Source organism: Streptomyces caeruleatus (genome assembly GCF_001514235.1).
Taxonomy (GTDB): domain Bacteria; phylum Actinomycetota; class Actinomycetes; order Streptomycetales; family Streptomycetaceae; genus Streptomyces; species Streptomyces caeruleatus.
The window spans coordinates 88,602-106,557 of the sequence record NZ_KQ948928.1 but is presented as its reverse complement, the minus strand read 5'-3'; the positions used below and the strand labels follow the sequence as shown (position 1 = coordinate 106,557).

Below are 17,956 nucleotides of genomic sequence, written 5' to 3'. Positions count from 1 at the left end.
TGTCGGCGTTGCCGTGTGCGTGCTCGTGGGTGACGAGGGCGACGCCCGGCTCTGGTCCGTCGGCCGATTCGGCTGGTCGAACCGATGAGGAGCATCGTGCGGCGGCGTGGGCTCGCGCTGCCCCGCACCGCCCCTTGACGGAGTTAGCCCGGTGTCCAACCTCTGGGACGGGACCGACCCACCGGCTGTAGAGCGCTCGTCGGTAGGCGGCGAGGGCTGAGTCTGCGGTGGCACCGGAGTCGGCTGTGGCATGGGGCGACTTCCTCTGCGCTCTGTGCGCCTCGGGCGGGTGCGGCGCCGGCTGGGGGACCCGGAGTGACAGGGGCGGTGCGGCGGCACGGCCGGTTCGCGCGTTCCGCCACTCAGGTGAACGGGGAGGGATCCCTCCAGGTCACGCACGGGGCGGGGTGACCGCGGTGGAGGACCGCCCCTGTCAGCAAGTGCGCCGGGTGAGCGGAGACGATTCGTGGCGGTGGGGCATGCCTGGCTGCCGTGTCCGCCATGGCCAGGGCCACCATGCCGCCCAGCGGACGTGTCACGGGGGCCGCTCTGCCGCGAGCGTTCACGCATCCCCCTCGCCCCCTGGGCTTGCAGGACGCACGCTGTCCGGGCGGGACTCGCCCGGGCGAACGGCGCCCTTCTTCGGCGTACGCGGAGCCGTGCCCTTGGAACCGCGCGGAAGCGTGGCGCCCGGCCGTGGGGCCGCGGGGTGGGTGCCCGCTGAGGCGCGGGGGAGGGAGACGCTCGACTTCTGCGCTCGCCCGGTGGGCCCGGCGGAACGAGGCAGCCTTCCGGTCGAACTCGCGGGGTGCCGGGAGGGGCGACGATCACTGGCGTCGGAATGCAGGGCGGACTCGGAATTCAGCGCGGACTTCGCCGTTTCGTCCCGCAGCGGCTCTTCCACGTCCTCGGGCTTGCCATGAGGCCCGGCGGCAATCCCCTCGGGCCCCTGGCGCCCCTTGGTCCCCTGGCATCGTTGAGATACCTGGTGGCGTCCCGCATGGCCCTCCTGTGCCTCACGCCCCTGAGATCCCCGAGGTCCCTGATGTCCCTCACGCCCCTCACGCCCCTCACGTTCCGAACGCAAGCAGCGCCGGATCGATTCAGGGTCCAGACCCTCGTTGCAGGCTTGGTGCAGCAGACGGGCGAAGAGGTAGTCGCGGTCCGCGCCGAGTGCCATGGCAAGGGCTTCTCGGGCCTCCAGATCATCGCCGGTGGACCAGGCGACCCATCCGGCGAGGGTGAGGGGCGCCGCCGCGTGCTCGCTGTACGAACCGACACAGCGGCGGGCCAGCGCTCGCCACAGCCGGAGGGCGGGACCGGCCTCGTCGCCCTCCATCCATTCGGCCGCGCGGTCACGGGTCGCACGGTCCTGCAGACCCAGAATCAGCCTCGCGGCTTCGTCGTGCCCGAGCAGTTCGTCGTCCCTGAGGTCCGATGTGAGCGCACCGGAAAGTGGCGGCGCCGCGGCGAACCGGCCCATGAGTCGGTCAGCGAGTTCGAGCGTCTCCTGGGCCACACCTCCTCGGGTCGCGTCGTCGAGGATCCTGGAGACCAGCGCCAGCCCGGCCGCGTCCAGAGCGGCCTCCTGCTCCAGGGCGGCAGCGGTCTCAAGGGGCAGCAGCCTGGCCCGCAACTCGCGCAGTGTGCCGCGTACCTGAACTCCGGCGTACGTGGCCGCTGCGGCCAGCACGGACGTACCGGGCAAGCCCATGGGGCGGCCCTCGGGCGGGCAGCACTCGGCTCGATCGCAGCAGTACGACCAGAAGCGACCGTCCGAGATGCAGAGCGCCTCGATCACCGGCACGTCCAGGCTGCCGCATGCGACACGCATCTTCTGGGCCAGCGGTCGCAGCTGTTCCATGACCTGTCGGCCCGTCTCGCCCTTTGCCGGCTCCTGGCAGAGGAAGGCGACCATCTGCTCCGGCCGCGCTCCCCTGCGCTCGCTGCCCGTCACCAGCCCGTGCGCCAGCTGCGTGGCGGCGGAGTCCCAGTCGTCCGCACCCGCGGGGATGCCGAGCCGTGCCCGGCCGCCGAACCGGCCGCGGCCTGCCCTGTCGTGCAGTGCGACGAGCACGATGCTGTCCTCGGGGCGGTATCCGAGGAGATAGGGCAGGGCGTCGGCCAGTTCGGCCGGGGTGCGCAGGGTGACCTGGTGCTCGGGCAGGTGCGCTTCGTGCGGGGTGCAGTCGAGTTGGGCCACGTGACGCGGGCGTGCATGGTCTTCGTCCGGCCCGGCGGGCGCGTCGTACATCTCTGACGTGTCGTTCGAGTCGGTTGCTCCAGGGGCGACGTGGTGCTCGCCGCCCGGGTTGTCGTCGCGCTCAGGAGATCCGGTGGTGTCGCTGTGATTCGTCATGCGACGACGATCTCCCGGATCGCGATGTTCCGCTTGACCCTGTGGATAAGTCCGATCAGGGCCACGACAACCGGGCCACTACGGCCAGTTGTGTCAGGAACGACCGGCACCCCGCGTAACCCACTGGTCCGTGAACTCGCCCTCCTCAGCGCAAGCAGCGGCAGGCTCCTCCCGGACCCCGGCAGCGCGCTAGCGCGGGTCCTGGTCAACGAGCAACACACCGAACTCGTCTACGACGACATGCGGTTCGTGTCCTCACTCGGCATCGCGTCGCTGCGGGATCCGCTGATGGCTGGCTGATGTATTTGAGGGCCACTGACCGCATCGAAGTCCCGCACGTCAGGGACACGCCCGGCGCCGGGGCTACCCGCGGAGACGCGGCGACGCCTTCCGCTATGACGTCGACATCACGTCCACCGAATGCGTCCTCCGCTCCCTGCAGGACGGTCTCGCCGCAGACTTGGCAAGCGAGTTCGCCCCAGCGCACACCCCTCGATCACGCCTCTCTGCGAGGTCACCCCGCCGCAGCGAGAACCAAAGGAAGCACCTCTCCACTGCCTGCCCGGCGAAGCAACCGGGCCGCGACGGCGAGGGTCCAGCCGGAGTCGGTGTAGTCGTCGACGAGCAGGACGGGTCCCTGGGAGCTCGCCAGGGCACCGGCCAGTTCCTCGGAGACGGTGAACGTGCCGGACAGCGACCGCAGGCGTTGGGCGGAGTTGCTTCGCCGTACCGCGTGGGCGCCGCTCGGCCCGGTATAGGTCAGGGTTCCCAGGAAGGGCAGGCGGCCGATGCCGGCGATGCCCTGGGCGAGGGAGGCAACCAGTTGTGGGCGGGCCAGTGACGGTACGGCGACGATGCCCACCGGCCGGGCGGAGGCGTCCGGGACGTTCGGCGCCCAGCCGCCCGGTGAACGCGCCCAGTCGGCGAGCACCGCGACCGCGGCCTGAAGGACGTCATCGGGGACCGGGCCGTCGGGGGCGCTCTCGGCCAGCAGGGGGCGCAGGCGGTTGCCCCAGCCGATGTCCGACAGCCGCCCCAGGGCCCGCCCGGTGGAGCACTGTTCCTTCGCCGGGATACGTCCCTTGAGGTCGATACCCAAGGCAGGCATCCCCGTCGGCCACATCCTGCGCGGTTCGACCTCCACGCCGGGGCGATCGAGCTCCTTCGCCGCCCCTGTCAGCGCCTCGGCCGAGACGGACGACGCGATCCAGGTGCCCGCGCAGTTGTCGCAGCGGCCGCACGGAGCGGCACCCTCGTCGTCCAGCTGCCGACGCAGGAACTCCATCCGGCACCCGGACGCGCTCACGTAATCCCGCATGGCCTGCTGCTCGGCCGTCCGCTGCCGCGCCACCCACGCGTACCGCTCAGAGTCGTAGATCCACTGTTCGCCGGTGGAGATCCAGCCACCCTTGACCCGCTTGACCGCCCCGTCCACGTCGAGGACCTTGAGCATGGTCTCCAGCCGGGTCCGCCGAAGATCCACCGCCGCCTCCAGGGCCGGCACAGACAGCGGTCGTCCAGCGTCGGCCAGAGCCGAGAGCGTCTGCCGGACCTGTGCCTCGGGCGGGAAAGCCGTATCGGCGAAGTAGCGCCAGATGGCCTCGTCCTCCTTGCCGGGCAGCAGCAGCACATCCGCGTGCTCGACACCGCGGCCGGCGCGACCGACCTGCTGGTAGTACGCGATCGGCGAGGACGGCGAGCCGAGGTGCACCACGAAGCCCAGGTCCGGCTTGTCGAACCCCATGCCCAGCGCCGACGTGGCGACCAGCGCCTTGACCCGGTTCGCCAGCAGGTCGGCCTCGGCCTGCAGCCGGTCGGCGTTCTCCGTGCGCCCTGTGTAGGAGGCCACATGGAAGCCGCGCTGCCGCAGGAAGGCGGTCGCCTCCTCGGCCGCGGCCACGGTGAGCGTGTAGATGATCCCGGAGCCCTGCATCTCGTCCAGATGCTCGGCCAGCCAGGCCAGACGGTGTGCGGCATCCGGCAGCTGGACCACCCCCAACCGCAGGCTCTCCCGCTCCAGCGAGCCGCGCAGCACCAGAGCCTCACCGGCGCCGGTACCCAGTTGCTCGGCCACGTCCGCCGTCACGCGCGCGTTGGCGGTCGCCGTGGTCGCCAGCACCGGAACGCCGGGGGCCAGTGCGGCGAGCATCGCCCGCAGGCGGCGGTAGTCAGGCCGGAAGTCATGGCCCCAGTCGGAGATGCAGTGCGCCTCGTCGACCACCAGTAGGCCGGTCGTGGCCGCGAGCTTGGGCAGCAACTGCTCGCGGAAATCCACGGAATTGAGGCGCTCCGGGCTCACCAACAGAACGTCGGTCTCACCGCGCTCGACCTCCTCGTAGATGGTGTCCCACTCCTCGGGGTTGGCCGAGTTGATGGTCCGCGCCTGGATGCCGGCCCGGGCCGCCGATTCGACCTGGTTGCGCATCAATGCCAGCAGCGGGGAGACGATCACGGTCGGACCGGCGCCCCGACGGCGCAGCAGGGCGGTGGCGACGAAGTACACCGCTGACTTGCCCCAACCGGTGCGCTGCACCACCAGTGCACGTCGGCGGTCCTCCACCAGAGCCGCCACGGCCTGCCACTGGTCCTCACGCAGCCGCGCCGCCCCCTCCTGGGCACCGACGAGCTCGGCGAGGATGGCATCGGCTTCAGCGCGGAGCTCCAGATTGTTCATGCCTCCATGCAACCTGATGGCACTGACAACCAGCCACCTCACCCGGCGCGACCGGCGCTCCTGTGCCGTCGACAGAGCTGGTGAGCAGCCACGACCTGGTGATGCCGGCCGCCCCATGCATCGCACAGTGACGCACTGGGTAGGGATATAACCCTCGCACCACCAGATAACGGTCGGTGGCCCCAATTGCTCGTTGCCGCATTCAGGTTCGGCAGGAAGAATTGAAGTCCGCTCCCCGCACGGCTCGTCCGTGGACCGGTAGGGCTCTGCTGCGGTGTGCGCTCCCCCGATTCCGACCTCGCCCGCAGAGTGGGCGCGTAGCCGAAGGGAGGACCGTGACCTTCGGATTCGCTCCGTCCTCCGCGGCATCCATGTCGACGTCAGCCGACCTGCCCGCCGCATCCGCCAACCCTCTGGCCCGCATGCTCGAACCCGCGGAGTGGGCCGCCGCGGGCATCCCACTGCTGCGCAACCCCCGCGAGGTCGTCAGCGGTCTGCACTCCCGGCATCGCCCGAAACCTGCGACGGCGATCGTGGCCGTCCTCGACCCGGACGAGCGTCTTCGGGCGAGCGCCTCGTTCATTCGCCGCCCGTCCCCGGCCGACGGCTGGATGTTCCGCAACGCGCTGCTCGCCCAGCTGCGCCGCGTCATCCCGCACGACCTGCGGCGTCGCACCCCGGTGCGCACCGCGGTGCTGCTCTACTGCCGTGAGGGCGACGCCCGTTGGACGGAGGAGGACGGCGCGTGGATGTGGGGGCTGCGTGACGCCTGCACCTTGCATGGGCTGCGGTGCGGGGCGTACATCACGCTGACCCGTGACGGCTGGCAGGTGCTCGGCGAGGGCCGCGGCGGACGCCGCCCCAACACCGACTCCGCACCCGAGCCCTTCGCCACGTCCGAGTCACCGCTCCCGATACCCCGCACCGGCGGCGCGGCCTCGGAGGTCCTCCGGCGCGCGGCAGCCCGCTGAGGGAACGGACCGTGCTTCACAGCTGACAGCACGGCCACGCACCGTACGACACAACCGCCACGGCTCCCGACGCACGAGATTCGACGCTGCTGCACCGGGCACGACTCTGCCCTACGAGATACGACGCCTGCCGTACGAGATACGGCGCTGTCGGACAAGTCGCGGCGGCTGCTGAGCACGCTGCGACACCCGACATCGGCAACCGCGGACACCACGACACGAGCGCCCGGAGCTTTTCGAACTCGGCCGAGCAACGGCAGGCCAAGGCCCGTCCAGCTCGTACCACGAACCAGACGGCGACAGGCCCGGCGCTTCCGCCCAGGCGCCATCGCGGCATCCCGCGTCCGGCGATCGGCCGCGCCCTCACGACTGTCGACCCACGACGACTGTCCGTCGGCATGGACGCTCATGAGGGTTCGCCGAACCTGCGCACAGCGAGCTCTACGCTCGTCCGCGTACGCCAAGGGTGCCACCGTGCAGACGCCGCCTCAGCGACGGCGCCCTATCCTGTCCCCCGGTGTCCCGCGGAGTTTCCCCCAGGACGAGCCGGATCCGGCTCAGACGCCCGCGCCCAGCACCGAGTTGATCCGCTGCGGGTCGCCGCAGACGATCAGCAGGGCACCGGCCCGGCCGATGGCCAGAGGCAGGGCGGTGGCAGCAACGGTGTCGGGGCCGCCGTTGACAGCCACCACGACCACGGGACGCACCGCGGCACGACCCGCGACCGCGGCATCGGCGTAGAAGACGTCGTCTCCCGCGTCGTGCTGCGCCCAGTAGGAGGCTTCGCCGAAGGACAGCTCGTGGGCGGCCCACGGGTGCTGTTCACCCGTGGTGATCACCAGCACGTCGCTGGGGGCACGGCCCGAATCCAGGAGCAGGTCGACGGCTTCCTCGGCGGCGTCGAGCGCGCCCTCGGGGGAAGCCGGGATCAGCTGGATCTGCGGGGTCGCCGCAGCCGGAGCGGAGACGGCGGGGGCAGCCGGACCGGCCGGTCCGGGCTTGGTCACGGCCACGTCGCGCGGCGTACGTTGCGCCGGCGGCGCGGGCCGCGGGGGCCCGGTTCGGCCGGGACGCGACGGAGCCGCGGGGCGGGGGCCGGGTACGGGGCGAGGGGTCGGCGCGGTACGGCCGCTGGCCGGCGTGGCGCGGGGACCCTGGGCACTCTCGTGAATCTGAGGCTCCTCGGGAATGAGAGGCATGAGCTGATGTTTATCAAACGCTGGTGCGGCTCGCGCCAGCGGGTGGCACACAAGTGCGAGCGGAACCGTCAGAAATCGAAGCCGAGCTGACCCTCGATCTCCGGAACGCTTCCTTCCACCCAGGTGCGGGCCTTCTTGAGATGCCGCCACTGGGGCAGCGCATCAAGATACGCCCACGACAACCGGTGGTACGGGGTGGGCCCCCGCTCCGCCAGTGCGGCCTTGTGCACGGGTGACGGATACCCGGCGTTGTCCGCAAAACCGAAGTCTGCATGGTCGATACCCAGTTCGGCCATCATTTTGTCGCGCTGCACCTTGGCGATCACCGAGGCTGCCGCGACCGCCACACACGACCGGTCGCCCTTGATCACCGTCCGGACCTTCCAAGGGTTCCCGAGGTAGTCGTGCTTCCCGTCCAGGATCACCGCGTCGGGACGGACCGGCAGGGCTTCCAGGGCACGACCCGCGGCGAGCCGCAGCGAGGCCGTCATCCCCAGGTCGTCGATCTCCTCCGGAGAGGCGTGACCGAGGGCATACGACGTCACCCACGTCCGCAGCAGACCGGCGAGCTCGGTTCGCCGCTTGATGGTGAGCAGCTTGGAGTCGGTGAGCCCTGCGGGGGGCCGACGCAGTCCGGTGATCGCGGCGCAGACGGTGACGGGACCGGCCCACGCGCCGCGCCCCACCTCGTCGACACCGGCAATGATCTTCGCTCCGGTCGTGGCTCGAAGGGAGCGCTCGACGGTATGAGTAGGCGGTTCGTACGGCATGGCGCCCTTAGCGTACGCCGACCGCGACGGGCTTCGACACCCCGGTTCACCGACGCGACCTCCAGGCTGCCGGAGCGGTGCTTCAGTCGCGCGTCGGGCGGAGCAGCGGAAGCATCAACTGGTCGATCATCTCCTCGAGGTCCTGGTCGTTCCATTCGCTTGAGCACATCTTCGATCGGTACATCATCATCGCCGGAATGGCGTCGAACACATAGCCGTTCGCCGCGTCGGACCGCACCTCGCCTCGTGCAATGCCACGGGTGATGACCTCCCGGAGCAGCCCGAGCGTCGGCTCCACGACCCCCTCGAAGATCACGCCATGAAACCGCTCCGCCTGAAGGTTGTCGCATTCGTGAATCACCGATCGCAGCGCGAAACCGGGGCGGGAGAACATCGCCTCACGCGCCTGCCGACACAGCTCGAGCAGATCTTCGCGCACACTCCCCAGATCGGGAGCCGACTCGAACCGCGGCAGCCCGGCACGCAGCGCGTCGGCGACGAGATCCTCCTTGGACGGCCAGCGCCGATAGACGGCGGCCTTCCCGGTCTGCGCGCCGGCGGCGACGCCTTCCATCGTCAGGCCGTTCCATCCGACCGTACTGAGCTGTTCCAGCGCGGCGTCGAGGATCGCGCGTTCGAGCACAGCGCCACGCCGGCGGAGAGAGGCCGTCTGAGCGGGGGCGGCCGTCCAGGGCGAAGTAACCATCTGAGCGTCTCCAACGAACAAGGGATGCGGGGATTCCGGAGCAGGGGGAGCACCGCGCGGCCACTACGGGGGGACGGGCCGCGCAACGCCAACCTAAGTGAACGCTTGCGTTCACTACTGGGGACTCACTACGGTTGACGCGGCAGTGAACGCGGGCGTTCACTAAGGCATTTGTGGGGGACCCATAGTGACAACCTCTCAGTTGATCAAAGATCAGAAACCAGGTGCGGCCCGCCGGGAGGGGCACCCCGGCATCGCGCTCACCGTCATCGCGGCCTGCCAACTCATGGTGGTACTCGACGCGACGATTGTGAACATCGCACTCCCGCACATTCAAGACGCTCTCAAGTTCAGCACCACCGACCTCACCTGGGTCGTCAGCGCCTACACACTCACCTTCGGCGGTCTGCTGCTTCTCGGCGGCCGTGCGGGTGACATCCTGGGCCGCCGCCGGGTCTTCATGTCCGGCATTCTGCTGTTCACGCTCGCCTCCCTGCTCGGCGGACTCGCCCAGGAACCCTGGCAGTTGCTGGCCGCGCGCGTGCTCCAGGGCGTGGGAGGCGCCATTGCTTCGCCCACCTCGCTGGCGCTCATCACCACGACGTTCCCCGAAGGGCCGGAGCGCAACCGGGCGTTCGGCGTCTTCGCCGCCGTCTCCGCGGGCGGTGGCGCCATCGGTCTGCTCGCGGGCGGCATGCTCACCGAGTGGCTCGACTGGCGGTGGGTGCTCTTCGTCAACGTGCCGATAGGCATCGTGATCGCCGTCCTCACGCCGCTGTACATCAGCGAGTCCGAGCGGCACACCGGTCGCTTCGACATAGCGGGCGCACTGACCTCGACGACGGGCATGGCCTCCCTGGTGTACGGCTTCATCCGTGCCGCGGACGAAGGATGGCGGGACAGCCTGACCATCGGGTCCTTCGGCGCCGCGGTGGTCCTGCTGCTGGCCTTCGCGTTCATCGAGTCGCGGGCCAAGGAGCCCATCACGCCGCTCAGGATGTTCGCCGACCGCAACCGCTCGGGCACGTACGTGATCATGCTCAGCCTGGCCGCGGCGATGTTCGGCATGTTCTTCTACATCGTGCTGTTCGTGCAGAACGTGCTGGAGTACAGCCCGATCGAGGCAGGTCTCGCGTTCCTTCCGGTGACGGTCGTGATCGCGCTCGGCGCGGGCTTGTCGCAGCGCTTCCTGCCGGTGCTCGGCCCCAAGCCCTTCATGCTCGTGGGATCGGCGCTCACGGCGATCGGGCTGGCCTGGCAGACCCTCCTCAGCCCCGACAGCTCGTACGTCGGCGGGGTCCTCGGGCCGATGCTGGCGTTCGGCTTCGGCATGGGTCTGAACTTCGTGACCCTGACGATCACCGCCGTCTCCGGTGTCGCCCAGCACGAGGCCGGCGCGGCTTCCGGTCTGCTCAACGCCACGCAGCAGGTGGGTGGTTCGCTCGGTCTGTCCATCCTGACGACCGTGTTCGGCTCGGCCAGCAAGGACGAGGCGGAGAAGCAGGTGCCGAAGTTCATGGCGGAGGGATCGGTCGAACAGAAGGTGGAGTTCGCCAAGACGCAGCAGCTGCCCGGTCCCTGGGGGCACGAAGTGCTCACCCAGGGCATATCGATGGGTTTCGTGGCGGCCGCAGCGATGGCGGTACTCGCCCTGGCCACCGCGTGGTTCGTGATCCGGGTTCGCAAGAGTGATCTTGACGCCCTCGCCGGGACGGCAGGTCCGATGGCCGGCTGACTCAGCCCGGTCCGCCAAGGGCCGCGGATGGCCGGATCGCGTCCGGGGGACCTCCTGCGCGGACGACGAGCCGGCCATCCGCTCCACCCTCCTGGCGGCCGGGGACAGAAGAGCCTCTCCGGCGCCGGCTAGGCGAACCCTGGTCCACGCGACGGCTCCCGGGACGAACAGCGCAGCCAGCACCCACACGAACTCCATGACTCCACCCCCAGCGCCTCTCGTATGTCATGTGCGTACGGCCCGAGCGGGCCACACGCAGGCTGCCATGACAACGGACGGATGGTCACACAGAGTTCCCGGCATGCACAGAAAGTTAACGAGAGCGCCACGGGCGCCAGCGGTTCGGGCGGCTACACCGAAGTCGCCAGCCACTCGGGGAACGCCTCGGTCCGCTCCACCCACTCGGCCGGCACCGACCCGGCCTTCCCGGAGCCGATCACACCGCCCACGATGGCACACGTGGTGTCCACGTCACCGCCGACCTGCGCGGTCGTCCAGAAGGCCCGCTCATAGTCGCCGAGGGCCCGCGCCGCCGACCAGAGCGCGAAGGGCACGGTGTCATGGGCCGTCGTACGGCGTCCGCAGCCCAGGACAGCTGCGACGGTGCCCGCGTCGCCGTAGTCAAGCATGTCCCGGGCACGTCGTAGACCCGCTCCGACCGCACTCTTCGGCACGAGGGCGATGACATCGTCGAGAAGCGACTCAGGACTGGGCGGGCCGCCAGGAGCGGCAGCCAGCGCGGCAGCCGCGGCAACAGCCATGGCGCCGACCACGGCCTCGCGGTGCTGATGCGTGGGGTAGGCGGAGATCTCGGCCTGGTGGGTCGCCTGCTCCGGGTCGTCCGCGTACCAGGCGCCGAGGGGCGCGATCCGCATCGCGGCGCCGTTGCCCCAGGAGCCCTGTCCGTTGAAGAGTGCAGCCGACAGCTCGCGCCAGTCGCCGCCCTCCCGGACCAGGCGCAGCAGCCGGTTGACGGCGGGGCCGTAGCCCCGGTCGAAGTCGTGGTGCTCGGCGAAGGAGCGGGCCAGGGCGTCCTGGTCGATGCGGTGGTGGGCGGCCAGAACGGCGACCACGGAGCAGGCCATCTCCGTGTCGTCCGTCCACTGCCAGGGCCCGGCGGGCAGCTCGCGGCGCTTCAGCAGGGGGTAGTTCACCGGGACGAAGAACTGCGAGCCCAGCGCGTCCCCCACCGCGAGTCCGCGCAGGCTGGCCAGGGCGCGGTCCAGGCGCCCTTCGGGAGAGGAGTCAGCGGTCATCGCTCTGCCACTCTATCCGGTGATCCCGTACGGTTCCGGATCTCGCCAGCGTTCGAACGGCCGGTCAAGCGTGTACTTGCCGTCGTCCCCGAGAACGAGCATCCGCATCTCGGCGTTCCCCGGGTTCGACAGCGACTCGAATTCCGCGACCGTCCAGTGGAACCAGCGCATGCAGAACAGTCGCATCGCGAGTCCATGGGTCACGAGCAGCACGTTCGGCGGATGGTCGGGGGCCTCGAAGCTGCGGAACAGGCTCTCCAGGAAGTTGCCGACCCGGTCGTACACGTCGGCGCCGGACTCGCCCTGGGCGAAGCGGTAGAAGAAGTGACCGTATGCGTCCCGGTAGGACTTCTGGAGGCGTACGTCGTCGCGGTCCTGCCAGTTTCCCCAGTCCTGCTCGCGCAGCCGGGGCTCTTCGCGCACGCGTATGAGCTCGTGGTCCAGGTGGAAGGCCCGCAGCGTTTCGTGCGTACGGCGATAAGGCGAGACGTACACGCTGACCCGCTCCCGGCCGAACACGTCCCGCAGCCGTTTCCCGGTCTCCTCCGCCTGGAGCCAGCCCTGCGCGGTCAGGGCGAGGGCATGGTCGGGCTCACGCTCGTAGACGGTGTCATCAACATTGCCCGTCGACTCGCCGTGCCGGACAAGGACGATGCGCCGTGGTCGTGCCATGCCAAAACCCTAGATCGGGTCACGGCCCATCGAAGACTCCTACGGGCTCCATACGGCGTAAGTCACACATTTCCTGTACCACCAGCCACTTCCAGGCGCACCACTGGCGGGTCCGGAATTCAAACCGTCCAGGTCGTTTCGAGCTCCACGATGTCACCCGTAAGAGCCGCGATGTCCGCCTCGGTCTGGGCTCGCAGCGCCAGTCGCTCCACGCGCTCCGTCCGGTACTTACCGTGCTCCGCGGCCGACCGCCACATCGACAGCACCAGGAACTCATGCCCCGGGGCCTCGCCGAACAGCCCGCGGATCATGCCCGGGGAGCCGGCCATGGCGGGGTTCCAGACCTTCTCCTGCATAAGTGTGAAGTGTTCGGCCCGTTCTTCATGGACACGGCAGTGGGCCACCCGGACGAGATCCGCGTCGGTGAAGCGCGGCTCGAAACCGGTCTTCACGTCGAAGCGGTAGTCGAAGAGTCTTACCTGCATGTCCTTGTAGGTGCCCGACTGCGCCGTCGCCAGTCTGTCGTGGGAGCGGGCCATGAAGGAGTCGTAGAAGGAACGGCTCTCCCAGAACGAGAAGATGTGCGCCACCCCCTGCCGCCCCCGACTCCAGCCACCACCCTGCCCCCGAAATCCCGGCTCCCCCAGAAGCCCCGCCCACTTTCGCTGCCCCCGCTCGAAGCCGCGGCGGTCCACCACGGTGCAGCGAATCCACTTGACCAGCACCGCGCCATCGTAAGGCCACGGAGCGTGGCGCCGGTCACTCTCGGCAGGAGTGCTCTTCGGCGTACGCTCCCGCGCGCGTGGCAGGATGGACAACCGGCCTTGTCTGCTGGGCAGTTCGGGCTGAGACAAACGCGAAACGGGGAAGGGGACCTGGTGAACGCCATCAACAAGGGGATCCGGAAGGTCGAGATCTCACTCAAGTGGGATCCGAGTCCGTCGGGGCAGCCGCCCACCGACCTGGACCTCGTCGCCGCGACCTACCTGGCGAGTGATCCGTACGGCGATCCCGCGTACGTGGTGCATTTCGACAGCCGTTCTCCCGACGGCACCATCTATCTCAACCGGGACAGCAAGGACGGCAAGGGCTTCGGCTGGGACGAGGTCCTCACCGTGGAGCTCGACCGGCTCGACAGCCGGTACGCGCGCGTGATGGTCGGAGTGGTGATCCAGCAGAACCCCGCTCAGCGCACCTTCGTCAGCGTCATCAATCCGGCCCTGCGCATCCGCGAGGGCTACACCGTCATGGCCGAGGACGACTTCGGCGCCGTCCTCGGGGCGACGGCGACGACGGTCGCGGAGTTCGTACGCGACGGATCGAGCACGTGGGACTTCCACCCGGGCATCCACGGTTTCGAGGACGACCCTGAGACGTTCACAGCGACGATGGGAAGCGCTCGCCAGACCTGAGCCACGCGTAGGTTCGCCGGGCATACGGCGAAGAGGGGCGCCGACCATTTGGTCGGCGCCCCTCTTCAGGGCCTTCGTCGGGTCACCTCAACGGCTCCCCGGCCTCCGGGGCCAACCCCTGCCCGGGGTCAGCTGCAGCCGCTGGTCGAGCCGCAGCCCTCGCAGATGTAGCAGGAGCCGGCCCGCTGCATCTTCGTGCCGCAGGAGAAGCACAGCGGGGCGTCGGCCTGGATGCCCAGCTGCATCTCCACCAGCTCGGCGCTGGTGTGGGCCTGCTGCGGGACAGGCTTGGCCGCAACGGCGTCCGCCTTCGGGGTGGTGACGGCCTTCAGCTCCTGGGCGCGCGGCGCCGACTGGGCCAGGCCCTCGACGTCGACCTCGTCGTCGGACGGCTCGTACGAACCGGTCTCCAGGTGACGCTGACGCTCCTCGGCGGAGTGGATACCGAGCGCGGAACGCGTCTCGAACGGCAGGAAGTCCAGCGCCAGGCGGCGGAAGATGTAATCGACGATCGACTGCGCCATCCGCACGTCCGGGTCGTCCGTCATACCGGCCGGCTCGAAGCGCATGTTGGTGAACTTCGAGACGTACGTCTCCAGCGGCACGCCGTACTGGAGGCCGACGGAGACCGCGATGGAGAAGGCGTCCATCATGCCCGCGAGAGTCGAGCCCTGCTTGGACATCTTCAGGAAGACCTCGCCGAGACCGTCATCCGGGTAGGAGTTGGCGGTCATGTAGCCCTCGGCCCCGCCGACCGTGAAGGACGTCGTGATGCCGGGACGGCCCTTGGGGAGGCGCTTGCGGACCGGGCGGTACTCGACGATCTTCTCGACCGTCTCACGGATGGTGGCCTCAGCCTTCTCCGTGACCTCGGCCTTCTCCTTCTCCTTGGTCTTGGCGGAGAGGGGCTGGCCGACCTTGCAGTTGTCGCGGTAGATGGCGAGCGCCTTGACGCCCATCTTCCAGGCCTCGAAGTAAACCTCTTCGACGTCCTCGACGGTCGCCGTCTCCGGCAGGTTGACCGTCTTGGAGAGCGCGCCGGAGATCCACGGCTGGATCGCGGCCATCATGCGGACGTGGCCCATCGCGGAGATGGAGCGCTCGCCCATGGCGCAGTCGAACACCTCGTAGTGCTCGTGCTTGAGGCCGGGGGCGTCGACGACATTGCCGTGGTCGGCGATGTGGGCGACGATCGCCTCGATCTGCTCCTCCTGGTAGCCCAGGCGACGCAGGGCCTGCGGGACGGTGCCGTTGACGATCTGCATCGAGCCGCCGCCGACCAGCTTCTTGAACTTGACCAGCGCGAGGTCGGGCTCAAGACCGGTGGTGTCGCAGGACATCGCGAGACCGATGGTGCCGGTCGGGGCGATGACCGACGCCTGGGCGTTACGGAAACCGTTCTTCTCGCCGAGGCGCAGCACGTCCTGCCAGGCCTCCGTGGCGGCGGCCCAGATCGGCGTGTCCAGGTCGTCCATGCGGACGGCCACGCCGTTGGCGTCGGCGTGCTGCTTCATGACGCGCAGGTGCGGCTGGGCGTTGCGGGCGTAGCCGTCGTACGCGCCGACGACCGCGGCGAGTTCGGCGGAACGCTTGTACGACGTGCCCGTCATCAGGGAGGTGATGGCGCCGGCGAGGGCGCGGCCACCGTCGGAGTCGTACGCGTGGCCGGTCGCCATCAGCAGGGCGCCGAGGTTGGCGTAACCGATGCCGAGCTGGCGGAACGCGCGCGTGTTCTCACCGATCTTCTGCGTGGGGAAGTCCGCGAAGCAGATGGAGATGTCCATCGCGGTGATGACGAGCTCGACGACCTTCGCGAAGCGCTCGACGTCGAAGGACTGGTTGCCCTTGCCGTCGTCCTTCAGGAACTTCATCAGGTTCAGCGAGGCGAGGTTGCAGGACGTGTTGTCCAGGTGCATGTACTCGCTGCAGGGGTTCGAGCCGTTGATCCGGCCGGACTCCGGGCAGGTGTGCCAGTGGTTGATGGTGTCGTCGTACTGGATGCCGGGGTCGGCGCAGGCCCAGGCGGCCTCGGCCATCTTGCGGAACAGGGCCTTGGCGTCGACCTCTTCGATGACCTCACCGGTCATACGGGAGGTCAGACCGAACTTGCCGCCGGTCTCGACCGCCTTCATGAACGTGTCGTTCACGCGGACCGAGTTGTTGGCGTTCTGGTACTGGACGGACGTGATGTCGTCGCCGCCCAGGTCCATGTCGAAGCCCGCGTCGCGCAGGGCGCGGATCTTCTCCTCTTCCTTGACCTTGGTCTCGATGAAGTCCTCGATGTCGGGGTGGTCGACGTCGAGGATGACCATCTTGGCGGCGCGGCGCGTGGCGCCACCCGACTTGATCGTTCCTGCAGAGGCGTCGGCACCGCGCATGAAGGAGACCGGACCGGAGGCGTTGCCACCGGAGGAGAGCAGTTCCTTGGAGGAACGGATCCGGGAGAGGTTCAGGCCGGCGCCGGAGCCGCCCTTGAAGATCATGCCCTCTTCCTTGTACCAGTCGAGGATCGACTCCATGGAGTCGTCGACGGACAGGATGAAGCAGGCGGAGACCTGCTGCGGCTGGGGCGTACCGACGTTGAACCAGACGGGGCTGTTGAAGCTGAAGATCTGGTGCAGGAGGGCGTACGCCAGCTCGTGCTCGAAGATCTCTGCGTCGGCGGGCGAGGCGAAGTACTTGTAGTCCTCGCCGGCCTTCCGATACGTCTTCACGATGCGGTCGATGAGCTGCTTGAGGCTCACCTCGCGCTGCGGGGTGCCGACGGCACCGCGGAAGTACTTGCTGGTGACGATGTTGACCGCGTTCACCGACCAGAAGTCGGGGAACTCGACGCCACGCTGCTCGAAGTTCACAGAGCCGTCGCGCCAGTTGGTCATGACGACGTCACGGCGCTCCCAGGCCACCTCGTCGTACGGGTGTACGCCGGGGGTGGTGTGGATGCGCTCGATACGCAGTCCCTTGGTCGCCTTGGTGCCCTTGGCGCGGGAACTCCGTGCCGGACCGCTCGCCGTCTCTGTCATGCCGCCTCCCTGTACGGGCTAGAACGCCCTGAAGTGCCCCGATGTTCCCCGTGGCACGTGTTCTGTCTAGTGCTGCGGGCACCGTCCGATGGCCGCCCGCAGCAGGTCTTCTGTCGCCGCCCTCGGCCGGATCCGATGCTCCGAAGACCGGATCCGGCCCGCCCTCAGTCGGCGGCGTTGGCGGGCACGGGGACCTGTGCAGTCCCTCCGGGCCCGCGCTCGTCTTCCTGGCCCCCCGTGACTGCGTCGGCGTCGTCTTCGCGGTCGTCGTCGTCCGCGGCGGGGCGTCCCATCGCCTCCCTGAGTTCCGCAATCGCGGCCTCGAAGTCCTCGAGCGAGTCGAACGCCCGGTAGACGGAGGCGAATCGCAGAAAGGCCACGAGGTCGAGCTCCTGCAACGGGCCGAGTATGGCCAGCCCCACGTCGTGGGTGGTCAGCTCGGCGCTTCCAGTGGCTCGCACCGCCTCCTCGACCCGTTGGCCGAGCTGGGCGAGCGCGTCCTCGGTGACCGGTCGTCCCTGGCACGCCTTGCGCACGCCGTTGATGACCTTGGTGCGGCTGAACGGCTCCGTGACTCCGGACCGCTTGATCACCATCAGTGAGCATGTCTCCACCGTCGTGAAACGGCGGGAGCAGTCAGGACACTGGCGACGTCGGCGGATCGACGTGCCGTCGTCGGTCGTACGACTGTCGACGACGCGGCTGTCGGGGTGCCTGCAGAAGGGGCAGTGCATAACTCCCAACCCTCCTCACAGCAGACTCAATAGCCTCGCTGGGCCTCATGGGCCCCTCGAAGCAGCCCCAAGCATAGGCGATCTCCGAGCGGCCGAAGACCGGGGGGACCACAACTTCTGGGCTGCTGCCGCAATCCAACCACTACATGTGGGGATTGGCTCATACATCGACACGGCTCTCGCGTGTCGCACAGACCATGGCAGGCCGCGTACGTCCACACCGGCGCGCCGTGCGCTTTGGTGCACGGGCGTATCGCCCCGGCACATACGGAGATACCGTGAGCGCCGCACGAAGGCGACGTGGGACTCCCGCACAGATGGGGGTCGGTCCCCGGCTGATCCGATCTCGGATGGCAGACTGGGGCAACAACCCACGAGGTCGTCACCCCGGCGGTGAAGGGTACAACAATGAACCCTTTTGCCCGTCGGACCGCGCGCCAGCCAT

The 17,956-nt window shown here is 69.0% G+C and carries 14 protein-coding genes; 4 read left to right on the top strand and 10 right to left on the bottom strand.

The genetic code is table 11. The features are described from left to right. Positions 1 to 562: 562 nt before the first annotated feature. Complete coding sequence (locus tag AQJ67_RS16075; protein WP_062719453.1) at positions 563 to 2,359, bottom strand: DUF4192 family protein; 1,797 nt, start codon at positions 2,357 to 2,359, stop codon at positions 563 to 565. Positions 2,360 to 2,449: 90 nt separating this feature from the next. On the opposite strand from AQJ67_RS16075, the gene AQJ67_RS16070 reads away from it, so the two are divergent. After that, positions 2,450 to 2,659 carry a hypothetical protein gene (locus AQJ67_RS16070; RefSeq protein WP_062719452.1) on the top strand — a complete coding sequence of 70 codons (210 nt, stop codon included), beginning with the start codon at positions 2,450 to 2,452 and terminating at the stop codon, positions 2,657 to 2,659. Between the two features lie 214 nt (positions 2,660 to 2,873). Here AQJ67_RS16070 and AQJ67_RS16065 read toward each other — a convergent pair whose 3' ends face one another. Then, positions 2,874 to 5,033, bottom strand: a complete 2,160-nt coding sequence (locus AQJ67_RS16065; RefSeq protein WP_062719451.1) for a RecQ family ATP-dependent DNA helicase — start codon at positions 5,031 to 5,033, stop codon at positions 2,874 to 2,876. Between the two features lie 335 nt (positions 5,034 to 5,368). Here AQJ67_RS16065 and AQJ67_RS16060 point away from each other — a divergent pair, with 335 nt between their 5' ends. Beyond that, a complete protein-coding gene (locus AQJ67_RS16060; protein WP_062719450.1) occupies positions 5,369 to 6,004 on the top strand; it encodes a hypothetical protein in 636 nt (211 codons plus the stop codon). A gap of 557 nt (positions 6,005 to 6,561) precedes the next feature. On the opposite strand, the gene AQJ67_RS16055 is transcribed toward AQJ67_RS16060, so the two are convergent. The 3 genes from AQJ67_RS16055 to AQJ67_RS16045 all read right to left on the bottom strand — a co-directional run bounded on the left by AQJ67_RS16055 (position 6,562) and on the right by AQJ67_RS16045 (position 8,679). Beyond that, complete coding sequence (locus AQJ67_RS16055; RefSeq protein ID WP_079055985.1) at positions 6,562 to 7,203, bottom strand: hypothetical protein; 642 nt, start codon at positions 7,201 to 7,203, stop codon at positions 6,562 to 6,564. 68 nt (positions 7,204 to 7,271) lie between these two features. Further along, entirely contained in the window at positions 7,272 to 7,973 is a 702-nt protein-coding gene (locus AQJ67_RS16050) for a ribonuclease HII (protein ID WP_062719448.1), read from the bottom strand. Positions 7,974 to 8,055: 82 nt separating this feature from the next. Continuing rightward, complete coding sequence (locus AQJ67_RS16045) at positions 8,056 to 8,679, bottom strand: TetR/AcrR family transcriptional regulator (RefSeq protein ID WP_062719447.1); 624 nt, start codon at positions 8,677 to 8,679, stop codon at positions 8,056 to 8,058. A 187-nt stretch (positions 8,680 to 8,866) separates the two neighbouring features. Between AQJ67_RS16045 and AQJ67_RS16040 the strand changes: the two genes are divergently transcribed. Beyond that, entirely contained in the window at positions 8,867 to 10,414 is a 1,548-nt protein-coding gene (locus AQJ67_RS16040) for an MFS transporter (protein WP_062719446.1), read from the top strand. Between the two features lie 350 nt (positions 10,415 to 10,764). Here AQJ67_RS16040 and AQJ67_RS16035 read toward each other — a convergent pair whose 3' ends face one another. The 3 genes from AQJ67_RS16035 to AQJ67_RS16025 form a co-directional block, all read right to left on the bottom strand. Then, the gene (locus AQJ67_RS16035; RefSeq protein WP_062719445.1) at positions 10,765 to 11,670 is read right to left on the bottom strand and encodes an ADP-ribosylglycohydrolase family protein; all 906 of its coding nucleotides are present in this window, start codon (positions 11,668 to 11,670) and stop codon (positions 10,765 to 10,767) included. A gap of 12 nt (positions 11,671 to 11,682) precedes the next feature. After that, a complete protein-coding gene (locus AQJ67_RS16030) occupies positions 11,683 to 12,342 on the bottom strand; it encodes a histidine phosphatase family protein (RefSeq protein ID WP_062719444.1) in 660 nt (219 codons plus the stop codon). 119 nt (positions 12,343 to 12,461) lie between these two features. After that, a complete protein-coding gene (locus AQJ67_RS16025) occupies positions 12,462 to 13,067 on the bottom strand; it encodes a YdbC family protein (protein WP_062719443.1) in 606 nt (201 codons plus the stop codon). Between the two features lie 153 nt (positions 13,068 to 13,220). On the opposite strand from AQJ67_RS16025, the gene AQJ67_RS16020 reads away from it, so the two are divergent. Next, positions 13,221 to 13,754, top strand: coding sequence for a TerD family protein (locus AQJ67_RS16020; protein WP_062719442.1), 534 nt, complete (start codon positions 13,221 to 13,223; stop codon positions 13,752 to 13,754). Between the two features lie 128 nt (positions 13,755 to 13,882). Here the strand turns inward: AQJ67_RS16020 and AQJ67_RS16015 are convergent, their stop codons facing one another. Beyond that, positions 13,883 to 16,777 carry a vitamin B12-dependent ribonucleotide reductase gene (locus AQJ67_RS16015; RefSeq protein ID WP_062719441.1) on the bottom strand — a complete coding sequence of 965 codons (2,895 nt, stop codon included), beginning with the start codon at positions 16,775 to 16,777 and terminating at the stop codon, positions 13,883 to 13,885. A gap of 164 nt (positions 16,778 to 16,941) precedes the next feature. Then, the gene (gene nrdR / locus AQJ67_RS16010) at positions 16,942 to 17,511 is read right to left on the bottom strand and encodes a transcriptional regulator NrdR (protein ID WP_062719440.1); all 570 of its coding nucleotides are present in this window, start codon (positions 17,509 to 17,511) and stop codon (positions 16,942 to 16,944) included. Between the last annotated feature and the right edge of the window lie 445 nt (positions 17,512 to 17,956).